Annotated in this window: 16 protein-coding genes; 1 reads left to right on the top strand and 15 read right to left on the bottom strand. The window is 70.5% G+C overall.

The window, feature by feature from the left end:
• Nucleotides 1–116: 116 nt before the first annotated feature.
• From IPN47_02875 to IPN47_02850, 6 genes are all read right to left on the bottom strand, one after another.
• Complete coding sequence (locus tag IPN47_02875) at nt 117–1,121, bottom strand: DUF21 domain-containing protein (GenBank protein ID MBK9406989.1); 1,005 nt, start codon at nt 1,119–1,121, stop codon at nt 117–119.
• Nucleotides 1,118–2,377 (bottom strand): HlyC/CorC family transporter, encoded by a 1,260-nt coding sequence (locus IPN47_02870; protein MBK9406988.1) that lies wholly within the window; start codon nt 2,375–2,377, stop codon nt 1,118–1,120. Before IPN47_02870 ends, IPN47_02875 begins: the two co-directional genes overlap by 4 nt.
• The gene (gene ybeY / locus IPN47_02865; GenBank protein MBK9406987.1) at nt 2,371–2,802 is read right to left on the bottom strand and encodes an rRNA maturation RNase YbeY; all 432 of its coding nucleotides are present in this window, start codon (nt 2,800–2,802) and stop codon (nt 2,371–2,373) included. Before ybeY ends, IPN47_02870 begins: the two co-directional genes overlap by 7 nt.
• A gap of 80 nt (nt 2,803–2,882) precedes the next feature.
• Nucleotides 2,883–3,830 carry a PhoH family protein gene (locus IPN47_02860; protein ID MBK9406986.1) on the bottom strand — a complete coding sequence of 316 codons (948 nt, stop codon included), beginning with the start codon at nt 3,828–3,830 and terminating at the stop codon, nt 2,883–2,885.
• Between the two features lie 52 nt (nt 3,831–3,882).
• The gene (gene aspS, locus IPN47_02855) at nt 3,883–5,646 is read right to left on the bottom strand and encodes an aspartate--tRNA ligase (protein MBK9406985.1); all 1,764 of its coding nucleotides are present in this window, start codon (nt 5,644–5,646) and stop codon (nt 3,883–3,885) included.
• 14 nt (nt 5,647–5,660) lie between these two features.
• Nucleotides 5,661–6,038, bottom strand: a complete 378-nt coding sequence (locus IPN47_02850; GenBank protein MBK9406984.1) for a VanZ family protein — start codon at nt 6,036–6,038, stop codon at nt 5,661–5,663.
• Nucleotides 6,039–6,279: 241 nt separating this feature from the next.
• On the opposite strand from IPN47_02850, the gene rlmN reads away from it, so the two are divergent.
• Nucleotides 6,280–7,386 (top strand): 23S rRNA (adenine(2503)-C(2))-methyltransferase RlmN, encoded by a 1,107-nt coding sequence (rlmN, locus tag IPN47_02845; GenBank protein ID MBK9406983.1) that lies wholly within the window; start codon nt 6,280–6,282, stop codon nt 7,384–7,386.
• On the opposite strand, the gene IPN47_02840 is transcribed toward rlmN, so the two are convergent.
• From IPN47_02840 to IPN47_02800, 9 genes are read right to left on the bottom strand one after another with little or no spacing between them, the layout of a single operon-like run.
• A complete protein-coding gene (locus IPN47_02840; protein ID MBK9406982.1) occupies nt 7,315–7,755 on the bottom strand; it encodes a LytR C-terminal domain-containing protein in 441 nt (146 codons plus the stop codon). The two genes, rlmN and IPN47_02840, sit on opposite strands and share 72 nt — an antisense overlap.
• A complete protein-coding gene (locus IPN47_02835; protein ID MBK9406981.1) occupies nt 7,752–8,327 on the bottom strand; it encodes a hypothetical protein in 576 nt (191 codons plus the stop codon). The genes IPN47_02840 and IPN47_02835 overlap by 4 nt, the downstream gene beginning before the upstream one ends.
• A 39-nt stretch (nt 8,328–8,366) precedes the next feature.
• The gene (locus IPN47_02830; GenBank protein ID MBK9406980.1) at nt 8,367–10,454 is read right to left on the bottom strand and encodes a GAF domain-containing protein; all 2,088 of its coding nucleotides are present in this window, start codon (nt 10,452–10,454) and stop codon (nt 8,367–8,369) included.
• A 1-nt stretch (nt 10,455) separates the two neighbouring features.
• Nucleotides 10,456–11,247: a tryptophan synthase subunit alpha gene (locus IPN47_02825; protein MBK9406979.1), complete on the bottom strand. Its 792-nt coding sequence runs from the start codon at nt 11,245–11,247 to the stop codon at nt 10,456–10,458.
• Nucleotides 11,225–12,745, bottom strand: coding sequence for an HD domain-containing protein (locus tag IPN47_02820; protein ID MBK9406978.1), 1,521 nt, complete (start codon nt 12,743–12,745; stop codon nt 11,225–11,227). The genes IPN47_02825 and IPN47_02820 overlap by 23 nt, the downstream gene beginning before the upstream one ends.
• On the bottom strand, nt 12,742–14,451 hold the full coding sequence (locus IPN47_02815; protein ID MBK9406977.1) for a HEAT repeat domain-containing protein: 1,710 nt from the start codon (nt 14,449–14,451) through the stop codon (nt 12,742–12,744). Before IPN47_02815 ends, IPN47_02820 begins: the two co-directional genes overlap by 4 nt.
• Nucleotides 14,448–15,662: a tryptophan synthase subunit beta gene (gene trpB, locus IPN47_02810; protein MBK9406976.1), complete on the bottom strand. Its 1,215-nt coding sequence runs from the start codon at nt 15,660–15,662 to the stop codon at nt 14,448–14,450. Before trpB ends, IPN47_02815 begins: the two co-directional genes overlap by 4 nt.
• Entirely contained in the window at nt 15,659–16,327 is a 669-nt protein-coding gene (locus IPN47_02805) for a phosphoribosylanthranilate isomerase (GenBank protein ID MBK9406975.1), read from the bottom strand. The genes trpB and IPN47_02805 overlap by 4 nt, the downstream gene beginning before the upstream one ends.
• Nucleotides 16,317–17,048 carry an indole-3-glycerol-phosphate synthase gene (locus tag IPN47_02800; protein ID MBK9406974.1) on the bottom strand — a complete coding sequence of 244 codons (732 nt, stop codon included), beginning with the start codon at nt 17,046–17,048 and terminating at the stop codon, nt 16,317–16,319. Before IPN47_02800 ends, IPN47_02805 begins: the two co-directional genes overlap by 11 nt.
• Nucleotides 17,049–17,137: the final 89 nt, after the last annotated feature.

Genomic DNA, 17,137 nt, shown 5'->3' with positions numbered 1-17,137 from the left:
TGACGACGCGCGCGAGCGCCGCCGGCTTGCGCGCGTCGAAATCGGCCAGGAGCCGTTCGAGTACGGGAGTGAGGGGAGGCGCGACGGGGGGCACGAGGAAGGCGGGAGGCAGGTCGTCAGGCGCGCGGCGCGCGCGGCTGTTCAGGAGACGGGAGCGGCACGGCCGGCGTCACGGGCTCGTCATGCTCGTCGCGAATGTCACCCACGAGTTCTTCCAGCAGGTCCTCGAGCGTCACGATCCCGACCGTCGCGCCACTGTCGTCGCGCACCACCGCCAGGTGCGATCGCCCGCGAATCATCGTGAAGAGGAAGTCGTTGCACGGCATCCCGTCGGTCGCGAAGGTCACCGGGCGCAAGGGCGGCAGGATGTCACCCTCCATCTCGAGCAGGGAGAAGGCGTGCAGCATCCCCTTCACGTCGTCAAGCGACTCCCCGTACATCGGGACGCGCGAGTACCGCGACTGCGCGACCTGTCGCGCCACCTCGATCGCCGGCGTCGCGACGCTGAGCGCGAAGACGTCCTTTCGCGGCGTCATCACCTCTCGCAGCGTCTTCTCACCAAACTGCACGACCCCTTCGATGATGGCGATCTCGGTGTGCTCCCCGACCCCCTCCAGCTCCCCCTCGCGTAGCAACTCCTCGAGCGCCTCGGCGTCGGTATGCTGCTGTTCCGACGCATCGCGGCGCGACTCGCCGGTCAGCGTCCGGGCGAGCAGCAGGAGCGGCATGAAGACGAACTCCGCCACGCGCAGCAGCGGCAGGAGCACCGGGATGAGGACGCTCGACCAGCGCCGAGCGACCGCGCGCGGGACGAGCTGCCCGAGCAGGAGCAAGGCGAGCGCGTAGAGCACGATGGCTCGCGCATGGGCCAGCACGCCTCCCTGCACCGCCGTGGCGATGAAGGTGCCGGCCACGAACACGACCATCGCCACCCCGGTGGACGCCGCCAGGAGCAAGCGCTGGGGGCGCTCGAGGTAGAGTGCGGCCGTCTGCGCGCCGCTCAGGCGGCGCTCCACCCAGTGCCGGAGCCAGATGCGGCTCACCGAGCGCACCGCGGTGGCCGCCGCGGTGAGGCACGCCACGATGCCGATCGTCACGATCAGGAGCGAGGCGTTGCTCATGCGTCCGCGTCCTCGCCCGTCCACTCGGCCGGCTCGGCCTCCGTCAGGCGTTCCAGGTAGACCCGTTGCACGCGACGGCGCACCACGCGCTCGACCACCACGCGAAAGCCCGGCAGCGTCAGCTGCTCGCCAGCGCGCGGCACGCGCCCCAGCACCTCGTATACCAGCCCGCCTAACGTCGACACCTGCTCGTGCCGCAGGTCGGCGCCCAGCACCTCCGACACCTCGTCGAGCGTCAGGCGTGCCGACATCCAGAAGCGTGTGCCACCGTCGCGCTCGATCGGCGGCTCCTCCTCGTCCGATTCGTCGCGAATGTCACCGACGATCTCCTCGAGCACGTCCTCGATCGTGATGAGCCCCGCCGTCCCCCCGAACTCGTCGGCGACGATGGCGATGTGCATGCCACTCGACTGGAAGTCGCGCAGCTGCGCATCGGCCTTCTTGGCCCCCGGGATGAAGACGGGAGGGCGCAGCAATGTCGTCCAGTCGTCCGGGACGTCGTCGGCCAGGATGGCCGGAAGGAGGTCCTTGGCGAAGAGGATGCCGATCACGTCGTCGATCGTCTCGCGGTACACGGGGATGCGCGCGTGCTCCGAGCTGCGCACGCGGTCCACCACCTCCGACCACGGCGTCTCCCGGTCGAGCCCCACCATGTCGACGCGCGGGACCATGAGTTCGTGCACTTCGGTCTCGCCCAGGCGAAAGACGCTGTTGAGGAGCCCGCGTTCCTCCTTGGTGACCTCCGCCTCCGCCGCCACGACCTGCATGAACTGCTCGGCGGTCGCCTCGCGTTCCTCGTCGGCGTCGTGCGGTGGCGGCAAGAGGCGGTGCAACGTCGCGTCGATCCACCCGCCGAGCGCGGCAATCGGCTGCAACAGCCGCTCAACGGTGCGAATGAAGCCATGGAGGCGGGCCGCCGTTCGCTCGCCCCCCACACTCCCCGTACTGCGCGCCAGCGACTCGGTGAGACCCACGAGAAGGAGCGCGGCCAGCAACCCGAGCAGCAGCGCGTCGCGTCGCGAGCGCGCGGCTAGGTCGAGGGCGATGGCGACGCTCACGCCCCCCGTGAGCTGCGCCATCACGCGCGCGAACGCCACCGCCCGGTGCGTGCGTTCGCGGCGGTCGTACAGCGCGCGCAAGGCGGGCGACAGCGACGACTCCGGGTCGAGGGCGAGCATCGCCCCGTCCGCCGCCGCGCACAGCGCCGCGACCAGCGCCGCCAGGAACGCGGTCCCCCAGGCGACGAGCGTCACCATGCGCCGCCCCGCCTGAGGCGCGCCACCCATTGCTCCTGACGGCGCCACATCGGGGCGCGCAGCCGCTCCTCACCCGCGGGGTGGTCCCATCCAAGCGTGTGCAGCACGCCGTGCACGACCAGCCGCGCCACTTCCTCGCGCCACGGGCAGCCGGCGTCGGCGGCATTCTGCCGTGCCACCGCTGCGGAGATGTAGACGTCTCCCACCACCGGCGCCCCGGGGGCCACGGCCGCGTGCTGGAAGGTGATGATGTCGGTCGTCCCGCGGTGCCCGAGGTGGCGCTGGTTGAGCCGCGCCATCTCCCGGTCGCTCACGAAGGTGACGGTGAGCAAGGCGTGACGCGTGCGCTCGCCCCGCAACACCTCGTTGGCGATCGCCGCCACCCGGTCACGGGACAGCGGCAGCCGCCCGATCGTGCTCGACACGCGGACATCGCGCCCCGCGTGTCGCGGCGCACGCGCCCGTCCGGCCGTTGCTGCAGGAGAAGGGTCGTCGTCCATGCGCCTCAGGCGCCCAAGTCTTCGGCGTACGCCCGGATGATCTCGCGCACCAGGCGATGCCGCACCACGTCCACGTCGGTCAGGTAGTGCATCGCGATCCCGTCGATGTGAGACAGGATGCGTTCGATCTGCAGCAGCCCCGACTCCTCCCGCTTGGGCAGGTCGATCTGCGTCTTGTCGCCGGTGATGACTGTCTTGGAATTCGCTCCCAGGCGCGTGAGGAACATCTTCATCTGCGCGTTGGTGGCGTTCTGTGACTCGTCGAGGATGACGAAGGCGTCGTTGAGCGTGCGCCCGCGCATGTACGCCAGCGGGGCGATCTCGATGACGCGCGTCTCCAGCGCCTTCTGCATGCGCTCCATCGGCATCATGTCCTCGAGCGCGTCGTACAGCGGTCGCAGGTACGGATCGACCTTGGCCTGCAGGTCGCCCGGCAGGAAGCCGAGGCTCTCCCCCGCCTCCACGGCCGGCCGGGCAAGGATGATGCGCTTGACCCGCTTGCGCGAGAGGGCGTCGACGGCCGCGGCAACGGCGAGGTAGGTCTTCCCCGTCCCCGCCGGTCCGATCCCGATGACGATGTCGTTCTCGGCGATCGCCTTGAGGTACGCCGCCTGTCCCGGCGTCTTGGGCTGGATGAGGCGGCGCACGCCGGGCAGGGCGATGCGAACGTCCGCCTCCTCCCCGTCGCGCGACGCATCCAGCGTCATGCGCAGCACGTCGTCGGCGTCGAGCGTCCCGCGCTGGCGCGCCGTGTCGATCATCCGCGTGGCGACCGCGACGGCACGCTCCACCGTGTCGGCCCCCCCGCTGATGGTCAGGATGTCCCCGCGCATGGCCACGCGCGCGCCGGTGACCCGTTGCAGCTCCACGAGGTTGACGTCGTTGACGCCGGCCAGCGTGAGCGGGTCGGCCCCTTCGGCATTGAGGCGGTGCGTGATCGTCTCGTCAGGCACGAATCGTCGCGGTCAGTCGGTGAGGTGAGGCGGGGGCGATGTGGCGGCGGCGTCAGTCGGTGATCGACAGGTGCAGCGCCGTCAGGTCTTCCGGCTTGACCTGCGTCGGCGCCCCCTCGAACAGCGCACGCGCCGCCGTCGTCTTGGGGAAGGCGATCACGTCGCGCAGCGACGGCGCCCCGGCCAGCAGCATGGCGATGCGGTCGAAACCCAACGCGAAGCCGCCGTGCGGCGGCGCGCCGGCCGCCAGCCCGTCGAGCAGGAAGCCGAATCGGCGCGCCTGCTCCTCTTCCCCAATCCCCAGCAGGCGGAAGATGAGCGCCTGGATGGCCGGGTCGGTGATGCGGATCGAGCCGCTGCCCAGTTCGTTGCCGTTGTACACCGCGTCGTAGTGCTGCGCGCGACACCGCCCCGGATCGCTCTCGAGGAAGGCGAAGTCGTCGGCGTGCGGCGAAGTGAACGGATGGTGCGCCGGGACGTGCTGTCCCGTCTCGGCATCGTGCTCGAACAGCGGGAAGTCGACGACCCAGCAGAACGCATGCGCCGTGAGCATCGGAACGCCGGGGCGCTTGACCACCGCCGAGCGCACCGCGTGCAGCGCGGGCGACGTCACCTCGTCCTGGCCCACGACCGCCAGCAGCAAGTCGCCAACCGCCCCGCCGAGCTTCTCCAGCGCACTGGCGCCGATCGCCTTGACACCCTGCCCTTCCCACCCCGCCTCGGTGCGCTTGGCCCAGATGAGCCCCCCCGCCTTGGCGTCCTTGGCCGCCGCCGCGAAGCCGTCGATCTCCTTGCGCGACGCGTCCGCGCCCGCCGCCACGCGCAACCCGCGCACGCGACCGCCGGCGCCTAACGCCTCCGTGACGAAGGGGGCCGCGTCGCTCCCCACGTGCGACGTCAGGTCCTCGATCTCCAGGGCAAAGCGAAGGTCCGGCTTGTCGACGCCGAAACGCTCCATCGCCTCCTTCCACGTCAGGCGCGGGAAGGGACGCGCGATCGCGTGCCCGCCGTCCTGCCAGAGCGCCACCAGCACCTCCTCCACCACGTCCTGCACGTCCTGCGCACTCACGAAGCTCGCCTCGAGGTCGATCTGCGTGAATTCGAGCTGGCGATCGGCGCGCAGGTCCTCGTCGCGGAAGCAGCGGGCGATCTGGAAGTAGCGATCATACCCGGCCACCATCAGCAGCTGCTTGTAGATCTGCGGCGACTGCGGCAGTGCGTAGAACTCGCCACGATGCACGCGGCTCGGCACCAGGAAGTCGCGTGCCCCTTCGGGCGTCGGCTTGGTGAGGATCGGCGTCTCGATTTCGAGGAAGCCCAGGTCGCTCATGACCCGCCGCGACGTCTGCAGCAGGCGGTGGCGCATGACCAGGTTGGCCTGCAGCTCCGGGCGCCGCAGGTCGAGCACACGATACTTCAGGCGCAACTCCTCGGCGGCGAGCTTCTCGCCCTTGCCGCGCGCCACCGGGATCTGCGGCGTCAGCGCCGGCCCCACCACGCGCGCTGACGTGGCGCGCAGTTCGACGGCCCCCGTCTCGAGCTCCGGATTGTGTCCTTCCGGCGGACGCGCGACGACCTCCCCCTCGATGAGCACGACCGTCTCCGGCGTCAGGCGCTCCGCCACCTGCAACGCGTCGGCGGTCGCCGTCCCCGGCGCGAACGAGACCTGCAACAGTCCGGCGCGGTCGCGCAGGTCCACGAAGACGAGTCCCCCGAGATTGCGCGTGCGGTGCACCCACCCTCCAACGCGCACGCGTTGCCCCACGTGCGCCTCACGAAGGGCGCCGCACAGGTGGGTCCGTAAGGCAGTGGCCATCGGGTTCGAACTCGTCACGACCTGGTCTCCCGGCGCACCTGCGCCGCTCGCGAAAGTGAGGCGCCGAGCGTGACCCCTGCCACGTCGGCCACCCAGTCCAGCGCATCGGCGCCGCGACCGGGAATCCACTGCTGATGCCACTCGTCTGCCGCCGCCAAACCCGTCATCACTACCACCGCCCGCCCCCACACCTGCCACGACCGACGACCGCGCCCCTCGGTCAACGCGCGCCCCACCACCCACCCCAAGACGCCGTACAGCAGCCCGTGCACCACCTTGTCGATGCCGGGAATGCTCGGCCCCTCGGGAATCGCACTGCCTGGGATCGACGTGGCGATGAGGATGACCATCCCCCAGACCGCGCTCGGCGCCCAGCGGCGGGCATCGCTCATTCCGGGTGTGCCCAGCGTGACGTCCGGCGCCCACCGCGACGCGCGGCACAACGACGACGGCACGAGGTCACGGACTGATGGACGCGAGAGGGTGGCATGGGCGAAAGCGGACGCGCCCTCGTCTCGACGGAACGAGACGGCGGCTGGACGTCGGAAGTGCAGGCGGAATCTACGTTTCGGCCCGCCACCGTGGTAGGCGACGAGTTGACCCGGCCACCCTCGACCCGATAAGCTCAACCACATGTCACACCTTGTCTTGGACAACGCGGAGGGGCGGATCAACCTCCTCGACCTCACCCCCGCGCAGTCCGCCGACGCCTTGGCCGCCTTCCTGGCCGCCCGCGGCGAGCCGGCGTATCGCCTCAAGCAGCTCGTCCCGGTGCTGTGGCAGGCCCCCGTTCGCTCGTTTCAGGAGGTCACCACCCTCCCACAGGCGCTGCGCACCGCGCTGGACGAGGCGTTCGTGCTTCCCGGCCTCACGCTGTCCACGCGCCAGTCGTCGAGCGATGGGACGGAGAAGTTTCTCTTCACGCTCACCGACGGGCAGTCGATCGAGACGGTCGCCATCCCCGACGGCGATCGCATGACCTTCTGCATCTCGTCGCAGGCCGGCTGCGCGCTGCAGTGCGCCTTCTGCGCGACCGGGGTGATGGGCTTTGCCCGCAACCTGGCGGTTCACGAGATCGCCGGGCAGGTGCGCGAACTGGCGCTCCTCGATCCCCCCATTCGCCCCACGAACATCGTCTTCATGGGGATGGGGGAGCCGCTGATGAACTGGGAGGCGGTCGACAAGACGCTCACCATCCTCAACGCCCCGGACGGGTTCGGGATCGGGGCGCGCCACATCACCGTCTCCACGGTTGGCGTCCTCCCCGGGATCATCGCCCTCTCGCAGCGCCCCGAGCAGTTCCGCCTCGCGATCTCCATCCACGCCCCGAGCGACGCGCTCCGCCGATCGCTCATGCCGATCAACGTGAAGTACCCGCTCGACGACGTGGTGAAGGCCGCCGCGGATTTCGACCGGCGCGTGACCTTCGAGTACGTGATGCTCGGCGGGGTCAACGACGCACCGCAGCACGCCGACCTGCTGGCGGCGCTGGCGCGGCGCTGCGGTGCCTTCGTCAACCTGATCCCGCTGCACCCGGGAGGGGCCGGCGACTTCACCCCCACCACCGCGGCCGGCATTCGGGCGTTTGCCGCACAGCTCAAGCGCCACCAGGTGGAGGTCGCCATTCGCAAGAGCCGCGGGAAGGACATCGCCGCGGCGTGCGGACAGCTACGGGTAGAACGCCTCCGGCGGCGTGCGCACCACGCGGCCGACCAGCACGGTGATGTCGACGTAGCGTGAGCTGTCGGGGCGCGCCTCGATCGCGGCCCCGCCTAACGCCTTGCTCACGAGCTGCGCCCATTCGGGGTGCCCGGTGCGATCCAGTACGAGGGTGGAGTCGCGCGCCGGCCCCTCGCCCGCATAGCGGACCACGTCGAAACCCGCATCACGCAGGTACAGCGAGACGCGTCGCGCCACGCCGCGCGTGCTGGTCGTGTTGAGCACTTCCACGCGGATCCGCGTCTCCACCGGGACGAGGCGCTGGACCGGGGCCCCCTGCACGGGGCGCGTCGCCTCGCCGCCCGCGGGTCCTCGCGCGAACATCCACCAGGCACCGGCAGCCACTGCCACGAGGGCCACCCCTCCCAGCACCACGGGGCCGCGCTTCATCGCACGCGATTCCACAGGGCGGCGGTCTCGGGGAAGATCGTCTTCCCCTCGCGCAGCGTCCACTCGATGCGCTGCCGCACGACCTGCCGAAAGACCCCATCGAAGTCGAGCGGCACGTGCGACGCCAGGAAGGCGCGATCGGCCTGCGAGAACGGGCGCCCCGGTTCGAGATAGTCGGCCATGAAGAGCGCCCGCCCCACGCGCCCCCACTCGGGATTGCCGAGCGTGTGCCAGCGAATCGCCTCGAGCAGCTCGGGACGCGACTCCCCCTCAGCCGCCAGCCGCAGCGCCGCCGCCGGCCCGTGCAGCACGCTGTCGGGGAGCGAGGGATCGGGAACCGCCAGCCGCAACTGCTCGAGCGGGGCGTCGCGCAGCGCATCGTGGTACCGCCCCGCATCGTGCCACACCTGCCGCTCGGCGGGCGTCAGGTGCAGCGCATCGCTCCAGCGATCGAGCAGCGACGTCACCCGCGCGATGTGCGCGCGACGTCGCTCACCGACCTGGGCCCAGGGCGGAAGCAACGGGTCGCTCGGCGCGACCTCGCGTGAGGTGGGATCAGCGGCAGTAGGCACGACGTCGCAACCTACCGGTGGCGTGAAAGGCGGTCAATTTCAGCCCTGCGTGAGTCGCGTGAGGCGCCGGGCCAGGTCGGCGAGATAGGTGGCGAGTTCGCGCAACTCCCGCGTCGACTCTTCCACTTCGTGCACCGAGCGCGCCTGCGACTCGGCCGTTCCCGCCACCTGGGCCGCCCCCTCCCGGTTGCGCCCCGAGATCTCGGCGATGCGGGCGATGCGGTCGCGCACGCCGCCCACCGCGTCTTCCTGCGCGCGCGAGACCTCCGCGATGCGCTTGGCCCAGGTCGCGGCCGAACGCGACGAGTCGACGACCTGCGCCATCGCATCCCGCGCCGACTCCGAGAGCCCTTCCACGTCGGCCACCATTGAGCGCCCGCGATCCATCTGGCGCGTGGCCCGTTCCATCTGCCCGGCCAGCGTGGCCACCAGCACCGACGCCTCCTCCGACGCTTTCCCGCTCTGTTCGGCCAGTTTGCGGATCTCTTCCGCCACGACCGCGAAGCCGCGTCCCTCCTCGCCAGCCCGTGCCGCTTCGATCGCGGCGTTGAGCGCCAGGAGGTTGGTTTGCTCCGCCAGGTCCTTGATCACGCCGATGAACGACGTCACGCGGCGCGTTTCGTCGCCCAGATCGCCCATGATCATCCCGCTCTCACCGACGAACCCCTTCGCGCTCACCAGCCGTTCGATCGCGGTCCCGATCGTGCCGCGATGCTCGGTGGCGATCTGCACCGCGCGATCGCTGGCCGACGCCGCCTCGCGCGCGTCGCGGGCGATGGACGACGTCGTCGCGTGCACCTCGGCCGCCGCATCGTGTCCTCGTGCGGCCTGATCGCTCGCCTCGGCCACCGAGCGCGAGATCTCAGCGGCCAGTCGCGCGACCGTCTCGGCACCGCTGCGCAGCTGGTGCGCCGACTCGCTCATCGTCTCCACCTGCCGTTCGAGTCGCGACACCGACTCGGCGAGCGGGCGCCGCAGATCCTGGATGTGGATCGTCGTCGCCAGCTGCGAGGCGAAGCGCTGCACCACGCCGAGCTGCTTGGCCCCGTAGGTTCCGCGCTTGTGGTGCTCCAGCTCCAGCAACCCCACCGTGCGTTCGCCGAAACGCAGCGGAACGACGACAGCGCTGCGCACGGTGTCGCGTGCGCCGGCGAGGCGAGGGTCGGTCAGCGCGTCGACGACGACCACCGGACGCCCGGTGACCAGCGCCTCGTCGCGCAGCTGGCGCCCTTCGTCTGGCGGGACGATCGGCGGTTCGATGAGCCCATCACGCCCGGTGAAGAGCAGGCGCGGCTCCCCCTCCTGCAGGCGATGGATCCGGAAGTCACGCCAGTCGACGAGGCGATTGGCCAGTCCGGCGATGCGCTGGAAGGCATCGGCGAGCGAGGCGTCGCTCGCCACGACCAGCTCCATCTGGTGGATCTTGTTCAGCTCCTCGGCGGCGATCGCCTCCTCGATGATGCGCTGGAAGAGGAGCGCCCCGAAGCCTAACGCCACCGTGACCACCACCCATCCGGCCAGGCCGACGTTGGTCACGGTGAGCACGACCAGGAGCACCGCGGCGGAGGAGGCGCCGAACGCAATGACCTCGTAGCGGAGGATCAGCGACCGTTCGTCGGGGAGGAGCTTGTCGCGGACGAGGAGCGAGAAGTACTGCAGCGCCCGCGAGGCGATGAAGTAGGCGAAGACGAGCGTCGACATCGCCGGGACCCCCTCGGCCGAGAGCGTCCCCGTCAGCTGCACATTGAGCACCGCCGCGGCGGCGGCGTAGGCGCCGCACGCGGCCACCAGCGCGAGCGACTCGCGCCCGGCGTTGACCCAGGCCCACGCCAGCGCCTTGCGCTGCAGCAGCCAGTCGGCGACCAGCACTCCCGCAAAGACGGCCATCGCCGCCCCGCTGGCGCCGAGGATCAGCGCCCCGGCCATCGCCGACACCGGCAACCCGGTGAGCGTGGAGTACTTCGTCAGCGCGATCGGTCGGGCGCGCAGCAGGATCGTGGCGATGAAGGCGATCGCCAATCCGATCGGGTGCGCCGCCCACCGGGGATCGACCACGACGAGCGCGGCGACCGACGCCGTGCCAGCGACGGCGACGCCGCGCGTGATCAGGTCGACGCGCAGTCGCACGTCAGATGGAGTCGAGTGCCCGGCGCAATTCGACGGTAAGGGCGTGCGCCGCGTCCACCCCCGCTTCGGCCGCCTTCACGATCGCGCTCCCGACGACGATGCCATCGGCCAGGCGCCCGATGGCCTGCGCCTGCGCGCCGGTCGAGACGCCGAAGCCGACGCAGATCGGGAGGTCGGTGGCCCCGCGCAGGCGGGCGATGGTCTCCGGGAGGTCGCTGGCGACGTCGTGTTGCATCCCGGTCACCCCTAACCGCGAAATGAGGTACACGAAGCCGCGTCCGTGGTGGGCGATCTCGCGCATGCGGTCAGCCGGCGTCGTCGGCGCGACAAGTCGCACGAAGGCGAGCGGTCCCGCACCGACCCACGCCTCGCGCACCGGGTCGGCCCCCACCGGGAGATCCGTCAGCAGCAACCCGTGCACGCCCGCCTGCGCGGCGCGCTCGAGCACGTCCTGCCCCGCCGCCATGATCGGGTTGAGGTAGCTGAACAGGACGACCGGGACGGAGAGCCCGGCCTCGCGCACGAGGTCCAAGACCTGGGTAAGCCCGGTGCCGTGCTCGAGCGCGACCTGGGAGCTGCGCTGGATCACCGGTCCATCGGCCATCGGATCGGAGAACGGGACCCCGACCTCGATGATGTCGGCGCCGCCGGCCTCGAGCGCGCGCATGAGCGCGACCGATTGCGCCGGATCGGGGTGCCCCGCCGTCATGTACGTCACGAGCGCCCGCCGTCCCTCGCGGGCCAGCGAAGCGAAACGAAGGGACAGCGCGTCAGACGAAGTAGTCACCGACATTGATGCCGTAGCGATCCGGATTCTCGGTCTTGATGATGGTGCGGAGGTACGTCCCGTCGGGCTTCTGCTCGGTCAGGTCGGCCAGGTTCCCCGGGAAGAGGACGTTGCCGCGATCGTCGCTCACGATGCGTACGACCGGGCGCGAGATCGCCGACGGGTTGGGATTCACGGCGTGCACGACGGCGAGCTCGAAGGTGTCGAGCACGACGAGCGTCCCCACCGGGAAGACGCCTAACAAGTTGATGAACCCCTTCACCACCACCGGGTCCATCCCGCGGCGCGGGTTGTCGCGCATCCCGGCCAGCACCGCCGCCGGCGACATCGGGACCGTCTGGTAGGCGCGCCGCGTGGTGGCGGCGTCGAAGCCGTCGGCGACCGCCACGATGCGGCTGAAGATGCTCTGCGCGCGCGGCCGGATCGTCTTGGGGTATCCCGTCAGGTCCTGCTTCATGTGATGCTCGTACGCCACCACCATCGCGCGATAGGGCAACTCCTGTTGCCCGCGCATGTGGAACAGCGCCAGCACCCCGAGCCACGGGTGCGCCGCCAGCCAGCGCCAGTCGTCGTCGGAGAGCCCGTCGGTCTTGTTCAGCACCGAGAGCGGGACGCGCGACTTGCCGATGTCGTGGAACAGCGCCGCCAGCCCCAGGTCGTAGAGCTGCATCTTGCTCAGCCCCAGTCGTCGGCCCAGCGCCACCGAGAAGATGCAGACGTTCACCGAGTGCGTGAACGTGTACTCGTCGTAGTCGCGGATGGTGGTGAGCCCCACCAGCGACGTCTCCTCGTTGAGGATCTGGTCGACGATGGTCTGCACCACGCGCTTGATCTTCTTGATGTTCGGTGACGCCCCCATGCGCACCGAGTTCATCACTTCCTTGGTCACGGCCACCGACTGCGAGTAGGTCCGCTTGGCCGCTTCCTTGGCGCGCTGGCGAAAGTCGGTGTCGTCCTCGGTGACGAGCGGGGCGCCGAGTTCGAAGCACGTCACCCCGGCGGCCGCCAACTTCTCGGTGAGGTCGAAGGCGGTGACGTCATCGCCGGCCTTGCTCTGGCTCAGCAAGAGCGACAGGAAGACGAGCCAGTCGCGCGCCTGCGCCGTGTCGCTGAGGCGTACCGACCCCACACCGACGGCGCGCAGCACCGACAGGATCTGCGAGAAGCTGGCGTAGTTGTCGAGGTCGAGACGCAAGCGCGTCGAGTTCACGAAGATGAACTCGTTCGAGGCGCGTAGCTCGACTTCGTGCTCGCGCTCGAGCAGGTCCTGCGCTGACTGCGCCAGGTCGCTCAGCGCGTTCCGCACCGCCTCGTTCTCGGGCGGATACAGCCGAATCACGCGCATCGCGCCGTAGATGCTCACGATGAGCTGTCGGCCGGCGCGCCGGATGTAGGTGTCGCCCGTGAGGTCGCTGAGCGGCACCTGGGCGCGCGCGCCGCCGGCCGGCGTCCGACCGCTGGAGCGCACCAGCCCCCCAACCGGCGTGTGCCGCGGCGTCGTCATGCCGTCCCGCCGCGCAGCGCCCGGTTCACCGCATTGCGCACCAGGATCTCCTTGTCCGACGCCGCCCGGCGCAACACCGCGATCGCGTTAGGCGTCGCCACCCGGCCCAACGCCATCGCCGCGCAGGCCCGCAGCTCCGGGTCCTCACGACGTCCGAAGAAGCTCTTGGTGTTCAGCAGGCCGTCGAGCAGCGTCACCCCCCCCTCGCCACACATCGCGCCGAACGCCTCGAAGAGCGCCATCTTCTCCGTGAGGTCGGCCTCGGAGACCCGCTTCCCCTTGATCGCCGCCTCGATCTTGGCGAGCGCCGGTCGATGGACGCGCGCCGCGAACGCGCGCGCCGTCGCCACCCGCACCTCGCGCGACGGATCGTCGATGCTGCGCTCCAGCTGCTGCAGCGCCCCCGGCGTCCCGATCTCGGCGAGCGCCTGCACCGCCGCCAGGCGCACGTCGCCATCCTGCTGGGTCATGAGCCGGGCGAGCGCGGGAACCGCGGCCGCCGCGCGCATCGCCCCCGACCGGCGAATCGCCTCGAGCGAGACCTCTCGCTCCGGCGCACCGATCAGGCGCACCAGCTCCCCGGTGTTCGCCGCCGCCAGCCGCTGCGCCGCGGCCTCGAGCTGCGTGCGCACCCGCGGCGTCTGCAGCCGCCCCAGCCACGAGAAGATCGTCCCCAGCGCCGACACGCGCAGCTGATCGAACAGCTCGTTGAGCTCCGACTGCTCCGCCATGTCGGTGCGCTCGTCCAGCGATTGCAGGAGCTGCGACAGTGCCTCGGGCTCGCTCATCCGGTTGGGGAGCGAGAGGATCGTCTCCCGCTGCTGCGGCGTGAGGTCGCGCGCCCGATTGGCCGCGATGTTCACCTCGCGCAGCAGGTGCGCGACCGTGCGCAGCTGTCCGGCCGTGAGCAGGTGCACGAGCAGGTTGTCGAGCACCCCGACGATCTCGTCGCGGATGGCGGGATCGACCTGCACCTCGAAGACGTCCAGGAGGATCGCCACGACGTTGCCCCGCAGGTCCGAGGCGTACTCCGTCGCCACCGCGTCGCGCAGGTACTCCACTTCGCGCTCGTCCAGGAAGTACAGCGTCGCGTCGAAGTCGTCGAGGTTGACCACCCCCGATGGGAGCACGTTCTCCTGCGGCGGCTCCTGGATCGCCTGCGGGTCGACCAGCCGCTCCTGCTTGGCCAGCTCCGACGCGTCGAGCGGCGCCACCCCCTCGAGCGTCATGTCGACGTAGCGATACCGCACGAAGGCGAACTCCTGCTCCCACAGCAGCGTCAGCAGGTCATCCTCGTCGGGCGACGCCTTGCGCACGCGCGTCAGGATGTCGATCAACGCCACGAGCTCCTGCTGCTCCACGTCGCGCATGAGCCGCAGCTCGCGGATCCCGTCCTTGTAGAGGATCCACGGCAGCGCGTCGGTGGTCTTGTCCGGTTCGTTGATGACCGCGTGCCCTTCCCACCGGAGCTGCGTGTCGGTGACTTCGATCACCAACTCGTCCGTGTGCCCCCAGATCGGCGCGAACGCCGCACGCGCGCTGTCGAGGGCGCGCAGGTAGGTCGGGTTGTTGTGGAGGTACAGCTGGTGGGCGCGAACCGCACGACCAAACATGCGGAGCATCTCCTCCACGAGCGCCACCGGAAATGGGGGCTCGGGGCGATCCTCCGCGCTGTGGGTCGAGGTGGGCGCCGACTGCAGGGTCACGGGGCCAAGATACCCATTTCGCGAACCTGCGCCACGTCCTTGTCCCCGCGCCCGCTCACGCACAGCAGGACGCCCTCGTCAGGCGCCCACCGACCACGCTGCGCGGCGATCCACGCCACCGCGTGCGCCGTCTCCAGGGCCGGGATGATCCCTTCCAGCCGACTCAGCATCGCGAAGCCCTCCAGTGCCTGCGCATCGTCCACCGCCACGTACGTAGCCCGGCCACTGTCCTTTAGGTACGAGTGCTCCGGCCCCACCCCAGGATAGTCCAGCCCCGCCGAGATCGAATGCGCCGGGTGCACCTGACCGCGCGCATCCTGCAGCAGGTAGCTCAGGGAGCCATGCAGCACCCCCGGCGTCCCGCACGTCAGCGACGCCGAGTGGCGGCCGGAATCGAGCCCCTCTCCGGCCGCCTCCACACCGACGAGTTCCACCCCCGCGTCGTCAACGAATCCGGCAAAGATTCCCATCGCGTTGGACCCGCCCCCCACGCAGGCCACCACGCTCTTCGGCAGGGCCCCGGCGCGCGCCAGCATCTGCGCGCGCGCCTCCCGGCCGATCACCGACTGGAAGGCCCGCACCATCCGCGGATACGGCGCCGGCCCTACCACCGAGCCGATGATGTAGTGCGAATCACGGACGGTCGTGACCCAATCGCGGATCGCCTCAGTCGTCGCGTCCTTCAACGTGCGCGTCCCCGACGTGACGGGGATCACTTCCGCGCCCATCAGGCGCATGCGGTACACGTTGAGCGATTGCCGCCGCATGTCCTCCTCGCCCATGTACACGACGCACCCCAGCCCGAAGCGGGCACAGATCGTCGCCGTGGCCACCCCGTGCTGCCCCGCCCCGGTCTCGGCGATGATGCGCGTCTTCCCCATCCGCCGGGCGAGCAGCGCCTGGCCGACGGTGTTGTTGATCTTGTGCGCCCCCGTGTGATTCAGGTCTTCGCGCTTGAGCCAGATCGGCGCCCCCACGAGCGCCGAGAGTCTAGGCGCATCGCTCAGCGGCGAGGGCCGGCCGACGTAATGCGTCAGCAGGTCCATCCACTCGGCCACGAACGCGGGATCGGCCATGGCCGTGTCGAAGGCGGCGTCGAGCTCCTCGAGCGCCGGAATCAGCGTCTCGGGGACGTAGCGCCCACCATACGCGCCAAACCGATCGCGTTCGGAGATCGGGGTCGAACCCGCGGGGACAACAGGGGCGGTCATGCAGCACCAACTCCGTGGACAGCGTGAACGAACGCGCGCAAGCGCGCCGGATCCTTGCACCCAGGGGACGCTTCGACCCCGGACGACACATCGACGATATCGGGCGAAAACACCGCAATGGCGCGCGCCACGTTCTCGGCGGTGAGCCCTCCCGCAAGAATAATGGAACGTCCCGCCCGAAGGGGCGCCACCACCGCTCGCTCGCGCTCCCAGTCGAAGGCGCGCCCGGTCCCCCCGAGCATCCCGTCCACCTTGGCATCGAGGAGGATGCCATCCCCGCGCGTCGCCCACTCGAGCTGGGCACGATCGATCCCCTCTTCCCCGACGTGAACCACGCTCCACAGCGCCGAGGGAACCGTATCCCGCAACGCCGCCACGAGACGCGCATCCTCCGCGCCGTGCAGCTGCACGATGTCGAGGCCGAGGCGATGCACCGCCGCCGCGATCTCCCCCACGCCCGCCCCGGCAAACACGCCGACGCGCCGCGGTCGCACCGTCGCCTCGTCCGCGGTGTCGAGGGTGGCGAGCAGCTGCGCGGCGGCGTCGACCGTCAGCCGTCGCGGGCTGGGCGCGAAGATGAAGCCCAGGTACGCCGCGCCTAACGCCGTCGCGAGCGCGGCGTCGGCGGCGCGCGTCAGGCCGCACACCTTGACCTCAACCGCCATGGGCCCCTCGGGACACCGCGGCAAGCGCGCGAAGTGCAGCTGACGGATCGTCGGCTGCCGACAGCGACGACCCCACCAGCACGGCGTGTGCGCCAAGGGCCGCCGCGCGCCGCACGTCTTCGGCGCTGGACATCCCGCTCTCGGCCACCCGAACCCGATCGCCGGGAATCGCCGGGAGCAGGCGCTCCGTCACCCACGGTTCGATGATCAGCGTCTCCAGGTCGCGGGCGTTGACCCCGATCACCGTCGCCGGCGTCGCCACCGCGCGGGCCAACTCCGCCTCGGAGCGGATCTCGACCAGCGCCTCGAGTCCTGCCATGAGGGCCGTCTCCACCAGCACGTCCAGTCGGTGCGGGGCAAGGGCACGGGCGATGAAGAGGATGGCCGACGCTCCGAGGGCGCGAGCCTCCCACACCTGCGCCTCGTCGACGTGAAAGTCCTTCTTGAGGAGCGGGAGTCCGACGCGAGCGCGCACCTCGAGCAGGTCCTCGGTCGTCCCGCCAAACTCCAAGGGTTCCGTCAGGATCGACAGCGCGCGAGCGCCGGCATCGGCGTACAGCGCCGCCCGGTCCCCAGCCCGGATCCCCTCGTTGATCGCCCCCTTGGAGGGAGATCTCCGCTTGATCTCCGCGATCACGGCCACCGTGGCGCCATCACGCAGAGACGAGGCGAACGGCGGCGGCGCCCCGGTGTCGAGCGCGCGGGCGCGGAGTTCGGGCATCGACCGCCTGAGCGTGGCGGCGCGCTCCTCGGCGGCCCGGGTCAGACGGCCCAGCGGGCCTCCGGGCGGGGACCAACGGAAATTCTCTT

This window comes from Gemmatimonadota bacterium (assembly GCA_016719105.1).
In the GTDB taxonomy this organism is placed as follows: Bacteria; Gemmatimonadota; Gemmatimonadetes; order Gemmatimonadales; family Gemmatimonadaceae; genus SCN-70-22.
The sequence above is the reverse complement of the archived record's forward strand: the minus strand, read 5'-3'. Positions and strand labels throughout refer to the sequence as shown.